We start from the raw sequence: 8,009 nt of genomic DNA on the forward strand, positions 1-8,009 counted from the left end.
CACCAATGAGCAGTAATCGCACCATAGCACTAATCTATTCAGAAGCAGACGATGCGTTGATAGAAGGAGGCATTAAAGGGTGGGTATCAAACTTTCATAAGTTTTTATCCACATTGATGTATCAGATTACCCGAGAAAATCCAGAAATAAAGCTTATAACAGAATCAAATTTTTCTGCCGCAGAGTTGGATAACTATAATGTTATTTTAGCTGTATTAACTTCAAATCTTGTCAAAGAAAAAGTACTCATTAGCGCTTTGAATTCACATGGCAAGAAGTTAAAGTCAAAAGGAGGTCTTATAGCTGATGGTGTGGCGCGAATATTTAAAGTCCTTAAACGTCCCTTTGATCCAGACGAACACTTGGGTGAGCTAGAAGACCTACTTACTTATGATTTTTATTTGGTTGATCCACTAACAGGAGATCCACAAGAATTCACAAGATTTTTTGGGAATGACGCAGAACGTAGCTACTGGATGAAACTTGTTGACATGGCTTATGACATCAACCATGTGCTACATGCTAGAGAAATAGAAGAGGGGAGTGGAACGTATGAAGCAATTCCGCGCGAAAAGACTGTTTACCTTGCCAGTACAGGAGTGGATATGGTAATCCAAAGAGATATAATCAAACGAGAGTTAATCCGCCACGGATACAAAGTGCTTCCTGATCATAGTCTTCCGAAAGAATCTAAAGCACTAGATCGGATGGTCAGAGATGATTTAGATAGATGTCGATTATCAATTCATTTGGTGGGAGAAGATTACGGATATAAACCACGGGGGTCTGAACTCTCTGTTGTAGATATGCAAAATAGGATAGCTTCAGATCATACCTATCAAATGGTAGAAAAAAACAAAAAGGCGAAAGAAGGCGAAAGAGAACTGTTTAGCAGACTCATTTGGGTTTCGCCTGACCTGAAAAATGTTACAGAACGACAAAAAATATTCATCGAAGATTTAAAGAGTGATGCAGCTGCTTTGGAAGAAGCCGAAGTACTACAGATTTCACTTCAAGAACTTAAGACCATCATTCGAGAGGAGCTGGTAACTGGAGGTAGGTTTAATGTTCGTAGGAACATTAAGGGACTTGAAACCCAGAAAGAAGATGATAAAACAAAGATGATTTATCTGATCGCTGATAAACGTGATGTAAGCGAAATTGACGATATTCAGACATATTTAAAAAAGCAAGGCTTCAATGTAGTTTCACCAAGCTATGAAGGAGATTTGGTTGACTTAAGATATATACACCAAGAAAATCTTAGAAGATGCGATGCTTCTATTATTTACTTTGGACAAGCCACCGAAGATTGGATTAAAACCAAATTACAGGATCTATTAAAAGCTCCTGGTTTTGGCCGTGAAAAGCCGTTAACGGCTAAGGCGGTTTACTTCAAGGGACAGAAAGATGTGGACATGGAGCACTATAAAAAAAATAACGCTATGGTTTTAGGTAATAATGGAGGAACATTTACTCCAGAACATCTAAAACCTTTTCTAACTAAAATAGAAAGCTGATGAGCGAGAAAGAAATTGATATTCAAGGTCAAGAGACCCATGATATTGTAGACATTACGCAACTGATTAATCCCTTTCCGGGATTAAGACCTTTCGGAATTGAAGAGAGTCACCTTTTCTTTGGTCGTGAAGGCCAAAGTGATGAGGTTCTTGTCAAACTATCTGAAAATAAGTTTGTAGCAATCCTTGGAGCATCCGGAAGCGGTAAATCTTCATTAATGTTCTGTGGCTTGATCCCTACACTATATGGAGGGTTCATGACTGAAGCAGGATCGAATTGGAGAATTGTTGTTACACGTCCGGGAGGAGGCCCAATAGATAATCTAGCTGAGGCACTACTAATTAAGGATAAGGAGTTTTCTAATCTAGGAGATGAAGACAAGCTCATTAGAAAGACAATTATTAGTACAGTTTTAAGAAGTAGTTCATTAGGATTAGTCGAGGTAGTTCGTCAACTTAAAACAGATGATTTTCAGAATGTTTTAATCTTAGTCGATCAGTTTGAAGAGCTTTTTAGATATCGTAAGTTAGAATCTGCCACATCTGATTTAGACGAATCATCGGCATTCGTAAATCTTTTGCTGGAAGCGATACATCAGTATGATGAGCCAGTATACATAGCACTTACTATGCGGTCAGACTTTATTGGGGAGTGTGCACAGTTTCCTGATCTGACTCAAATGATTAACGATTCTCACTATTTGATTCCTCAGATGACAAGGGATCAAAAGAGAACAGCAATTGAAGGTCCGGTTGCGGTGGGCGGAGGTAAAATTGCACCGCGTTTAACCCAGCAACTACTTAACGATGTTGGAGATAATCCTGATCAATTACCAATTCTTCAACATGCCTTGATGCGTACATGGTCCTATTGGACTGAAAACAGGAAGATTGGTGAGCCAATAGATTTAAGGCACTACAATTCCATTGGTACACTGCGTGAAGCGCTTTCAATGCATGCAAATGAAGCTTTTGACTCATTAAGCAAAAGAGAGAAAGAGATTTGCGAAGTAATGTTTAAAGCGTTAACTGAGCGTGGATCAGAAAATCAGGGAATTAGGAGACCAACAAAATTGGCAACAATTGCCGCGATTGCGGGTGTTAATGAAGATGAGGTAGCGAGAGTAGTTGAACGTTTCAGAGAACCTGGCAGATCTCTTTTAATGCCACCTTTTGGTGTTAGACTGGAATCTGAGACAGTCGTTGATATTTCGCATGAGAGCTTGATGCGTATTTGGGTTCGATTAAAAAGATGGTTGGATGAGGAATCCAAAGCTGCTGAGATGTATCTAAAACTCTCTGAAGCAGCAGAAAGATATCAAGAAGGTAAAGCAGGTTTATGGCAAATGCCGGATTTACAACTTGCCCTAAACTGGCGAGAAGAGAACAGACCTACACTTGTTTGGGGTCAGCGATATAATCCCGCTTTTGAGCGAACCATGGTTTTCTTGGAAACTTCCGAGAAAGCATATTTAACAGAGCAGAGAAATAAAGAAATTCTCCAAAAGCGACAAGTAAAAAGAATGAGAACCACTGCGGTGGTTTTGGCTGTAGCTGTTCTTGTTTCCTTGAGTTTCTTGATTTATTCATTCATTAAAGCAGATGAAGCTGAAAAAGCGGCCGAGGAAGCTAGAATTGCACAGGCAGAAGCTGAAGAATTGAGAGATGAAGCTGTGACCCTTCAGGAAGCAGCTCAGGAATCTGCTGCTGAAGCCAAGCGTCAGGAAGCACTTGCATTAGAGCAAAAAGATGAGGCAGACAATCAAAGAATACAAGCGCAATTATCTGCTGCAGAAGCAATAAGGCAGCAAGCATTAGCAGAAAAAGCGCAGGCAGAAGCGGAGAAAGCTAATGTCGAAGCTCAAAGACAAGCTAACATAGCTAAGGAGAATGCGGCCGAAGCAGATAGACAAGCAACGGCTGCCAATGAAGCTCGTGATAATGCTGAGCGTCTTAGATACCAGGCCATTGCACAATCAATGGCGATTAAAGCCAAAAATATCCTACCTGAAGATCAGGATCAGGCTGAATTGAAGGCTATTGTAGCTCGCCAGGCGTATTTATTTTATGAAGAATTTAAAGATGAAGGTAAAGACTACAACGGTGATATTTATGCAGGTATCTACAATGCGCTTCAGGGACTTTATGAGCGTGAAGCTGTAAATAACGGTTTGTTGCTAGAAAAAGGAGATTCTATTTTCAATCAATATCATAAACCAGTTGATCCAAATTCTGAAAATACAATTGTTGCAGTACGTTCCGTGGTTTATTCCAAGGATGGGAAATACATGTACTCTGCGAATGCGAATGGAGAGGTAATTAAATGGAATGTTGAATCTAGATCATGGAATTTAATTTTCCAGAATGACGATGTAGCTCGAGTAGTTAACATTAGTCCAAATGAACAATTCTTAGCTCTTGGGACGGATCAAAATAATATTCTCATCTTCAATGTGAAGAATATTGATCAGGAACCCAATAAGATTAGCGGCCATACAGGAGGAACTGTCTTTGATTTGTTATTCCTCCCTGATAATTCAGGATTTATATCTGTAGGTGCCGATAACAGAATATTGAGAAGTGACTTCAGATCTTCTACTGAGCTCGCTCGGTCGACTACTAAGATTAATAAAATTGCACTTTCACCAGATGCAAAAACGTTAGTAGGAGGTGGTGAAGATGGCAACGTTTATATCTGGGATTTGACAGATATTTCTAAAGGAGCAACAACACTTATAAATAAATCAGATGAATCAGCAACTTCTAAGGGAGATAGAGCCATAAAATCAGTTCGATTTAGCCATAGTGGTAAGTTCCTGGCCTACGGTAGCGAAGATGGTAGATTGGTTATCTGGGACATGGAAGATAATATACAAGTGCAGCCAATTTTAACAGGATTTAGGGCTCCAATTACGGACATTGAATTTAGCCCAGATGATAGACTTGTTTTAGGTACTTCAACCAACAGTCAAGTACGAGTATGGGATATGAAAAATCTATTTGACCTTCCGATTGTGCTTGAGGACTATAAGGGAGTGCGTGATCAAGGTTGGGTTTACGATGCTGACTTTAGCCCTGATGGAAATTACTTTGTAACGGCTGCCGGAGATGGTAATATTCGTAGATACCCAACTAAGGCTGATGACATGGCGCATGAAATATGCTCACACATTACTTTAGGAAACATGTCTGACAATGAGTGGAGGCAGTATGTTGGGAGCGATATTCCATATGTGGAAACGTGTGATGGAATGCCAAAACGTGGAACTGTTCAGTAAAATTTATCTATGAAGAAACACCTAATTGCCGTTGGTCTATCCATTTGCACATTTTGGGTAGCAGCCCAGTCCTCCTCGCAATGTGCAAGATCTCTTACCCAAGCCGAACTTGCTTTTGAGCAAGGAAGACTTGCGGATATAATTAATGGTTATAACAATGAGAATAGTGGATTTACACGATGCCTTGAGCAAGGCGTTTTTACTATTGATGAAGAGATAAGAGCTTATAAATTATTGACTAAGGCATATCTTTTTCAAGATGATGAACAAAAAGCGGAGGAGATGTTTATTGAGCTACTTAAAGTTGATAAAGAGCATCAGCTGGCAGCGGAAGATCCTGCAGAGCTTTACCTTCTAAAGGATAAATTTCAGACAGAACCGATTCTAAGAGTTGCTGTAAGAGGTGGATTCAACAAGACTTTACCCAAAGTAATTCAAAATTTTAACACTTTTCAGTCTGGAAGTAAGCGATATAATGAAAATGGAAATGATACAGGGTTGGGTGTTGGCTTCTGGGTAGAGGCTTTGGCTGAAAGACATATTACGAAGGGAATAGAAGTAGGAACAGGGCTTCAGTACAGGATTACCACCTATGAAATAGAAGGGGAAATGATCGCTAACGATCTTAATTATGTGGCCAAAAATACAAGTAGTATGTTAAGAGTACCCTTAATGGTACGTTACAGTTTAAATTATGAAAACAAAGATTCTGATGGTAAACGGATAGGATTTCTTCCTTATATTTTTATTGGAGGGTCGTTCGATTTGACATTGAGTGCTAAGTATGTAGATGCGAGAAGAACAGGAGGCACAGCATATACACTGCCGGCAGGTAGTGATGATTTAAAATCAGAAGATCAGGTGAGTTCATCAAATATTTCGATAATGGGTGGACTCGGGACAAGATTCAGAGTAGGCAGAGCTAAAGTTGATTTCTTTTCTATAGAGTTACGTTATGATAATTCTCTTCTTAATTATATTAATCCAGACAATAGATGGGCGAATGAAGATTTAAACTACGGTGTCGGTCATGTCGAAGATGATTTAACCATTAACACGCTTTCTATTTCAGCCGGATATACCCGGTCGCTTTATATTCCACGAAAACGCAAGCAGTATCGCTAGTATATGAGAAACATTCTACTATTAATAATATCAGCCTTTTTGGCAGTTTCTTGCCAAATAGAAGATGAAAATGCACCTGCTCCAGACGAAGCCTTTGTTAAATACTTTGGCGAATTAACTAGTTATGAGGCAAGCGATATAGAAATTGTTTATGATGATACAGGAGAAGTTGCAGAAGGACTAGTAGTTTTTGGGACTAAAACCAATGACTTAGGCGATAATGACTACTTCGTTCTCAGAACTGATTTAGAAGGTAATTTAATTGACTCCACCTCTTTTGGGTTTGAAAATGCCACCGATAGGGATTTTACTGGGGATGGGAATCCGGATGTTTTCAGAGGTGATGAAAAGGCTGGACAAATTCATTGCATTAGTGGTGGATTTATTACGATTGGGACCTCATCGATTACTGAAACTGTTCTTAATATTTCAGATTTTCAAATCATGAGTGTTGGATTTCTTGATGATAATTTGAATCTATTAAATGATACCTTATTAGTATTAGTTTCAGTTCCGGGTAACACGGATTTCGATTTAATAGGTAATGATGTAATTGTACTCTCAGACGGCTCACTGCTACTTGCAGGAGCGAAGGAATTTGATAGGGGTGGTGGTGTATCAGATTTTGATAACTATTTTTTCAAATTCAATTTTACCAGCGGGGTTATTTTTGAAAATACTCAGGGTGTAGCTGGTGAAGATGAAGACGATATTTTGGTAAGAGCTTTTGAGAAAATTAATGGAAATATTGTTTTGATTGGATATAGTAACTCACCAAGTTTGTTAGGGGAGAACGGTGGAAATAATGGAACGAATGTATACTACCTCGAAATATCATCAGACGGAACCCCTGTTAATTTTGCTGCATATGGGTTTGAAGATCCAGACCCAGGAATAATGGCGGTATACAATGAAAAAGTAAATAATGTAATCAAGACTTCATCGGGTTACTCTATCGTTGGCACTTCAAGTACATCAACAAATCAAGAATTTTCATTCATCATGAATTTGAGTAATAACGGTATCTACTTGAGCGGAAATAGCTACGATAATTCTGCCTACAATTCAGAAACTAATACACTTCAAACCAAAGGACTAGGTGTCACTCAAACCATAAGTAATGATATTGTTATGGTCGGGCAATATCAATCATTTGTGACTGGGAATTTCTCTAGAGGCGGTGAGGGTATGTTTGTGAAATTTGATCAATCAGCAGTACCTATTGCAGGAGCAGAATCATTCTTTGGTCTTGCAGATGGCAATGATAGCGTTGTTGATGCAGTAACATTACCTGATGGAAAAATTGTTGCTGTTGCAAACGTTGATTTTGGTGGAGGTGTTAAATTGATATCTATTATCAAACTTAATGATGATGGCTTTCTAGATTAATCTTGGTAAAATACAATTTAAACCAACTATTATCTTATCTGTATAATTAAAGTTTATATCGAAAAAATGATATAGGCTTTTGAATTAAATAAACCTTTCTTGAAATTCACTTTTGCTTTAGATTTGAAGTAACTTATGTAGCCATACCACCTGTCGAAACTATTACTCTTTTCGCTTAATTAAATCACTATGAGAAAGCACTGCTGTTTATCCTTTATTTGTTTCGCATTAATGTTAATTGGATACAATTCATCAGCACAGACTGTTTTATCCATCGTTCGAGCTGATTCAGATCCAACCAATGCAACTACAGTTAATTTCACAGTCACTTTTCAATCTGCAACAACCCCAATAGCAGCAGCTAATTTTGCAGCTGACTTTAGCGGAACTTCGGGGGTTATAGGGGCTCCTACAACGGGTGATAATATAATTTATAATGTTCCAGTTACAGGTGTTACCGGAGATGGGACTTTAAGTATCGATTTTGTTTCTGTAGCGGAAACTCCAATAACTGCTGGGTATACTACTGGTGAGGCATATACCGTAGACAATACTTCACCAACCCCAGTAATATCAAGTGGAGCGAGTGATCCAACGAATGCGAATCCAATACCAATTTCTGTAGACTTTAGCGAGACAATGGTAGGATTTGCTGAGGGAGATTTAACGATAGGAAATGGCACAGTAACTGCTGCTA

General features: G+C 38.7%; 4 protein-coding genes and 1 pseudogene. All 5 read left to right on the forward strand.

The annotated features are described in order from the left end of the window. Nucleotides 1-5 precede the first annotated feature (5 nt). Nucleotides 6-1,520, forward strand: coding sequence for a DUF4062 domain-containing protein (locus ABJG98_RS10125; protein WP_348279396.1), 1,515 nt, complete (start codon nt 6-8; stop codon nt 1,518-1,520). After that, nucleotides 1,520-4,798 (forward strand): High-affnity carbon uptake protein Hat/HatR, encoded by a 3,279-nt coding sequence (locus ABJG98_RS10130; protein ID WP_348279397.1) that lies wholly within the window; start codon nt 1,520-1,522, stop codon nt 4,796-4,798. The genes ABJG98_RS10125 and ABJG98_RS10130 overlap by 1 nt, the downstream gene beginning before the upstream one ends. Nucleotides 4,799-4,807: 9 nt before the next feature. Beyond that, the gene (locus ABJG98_RS10135; protein ID WP_348279398.1) at nt 4,808-5,923 is read left to right on the forward strand and encodes an outer membrane beta-barrel protein; all 1,116 of its coding nucleotides are present in this window, start codon (nt 4,808-4,810) and stop codon (nt 5,921-5,923) included. A gap of 3 nt (nt 5,924-5,926) precedes the next feature. After that, nucleotides 5,927-7,312 carry a hypothetical protein gene (locus ABJG98_RS10140; RefSeq protein WP_348279399.1) on the forward strand — a complete coding sequence of 462 codons (1,386 nt, stop codon included), beginning with the start codon at nt 5,927-5,929 and terminating at the stop codon, nt 7,310-7,312. Between the two features lie 189 nt (nt 7,313-7,501). After that, a pseudogene (locus ABJG98_RS10145) lies at nt 7,502-8,009 on the forward strand (hypothetical protein); the annotation flags it as partial.

Origin of the sequence: Ekhidna sp. (assembly GCF_039960695.1) — a bacterium.
Lineage (GTDB): Bacteria > Bacteroidota > Bacteroidia > Cytophagales > Cyclobacteriaceae > Ekhidna.

What these genes read in the sequence shown, in the direction of transcription:
- ABJG98_RS10125 (WP_348279396.1), top strand. Translation starts at nt 6, where the DNA reads ATGAGCAGTAATCGCACCATAGCACTAATCTATTCAGAAGCAGACGAT.
- ABJG98_RS10130 (WP_348279397.1), top strand. Translation starts at nt 1,520, where the DNA reads ATGAGCGAGAAAGAAATTGATATTCAAGGTCAAGAGACCCATGATATT.
- ABJG98_RS10135 (WP_348279398.1), top strand. Translation starts at nt 4,808, where the DNA reads ATGAAGAAACACCTAATTGCCGTTGGTCTATCCATTTGCACATTTTGG.
- ABJG98_RS10140 (WP_348279399.1), top strand. Translation starts at nt 5,927, where the DNA reads ATGAGAAACATTCTACTATTAATAATATCAGCCTTTTTGGCAGTTTCT.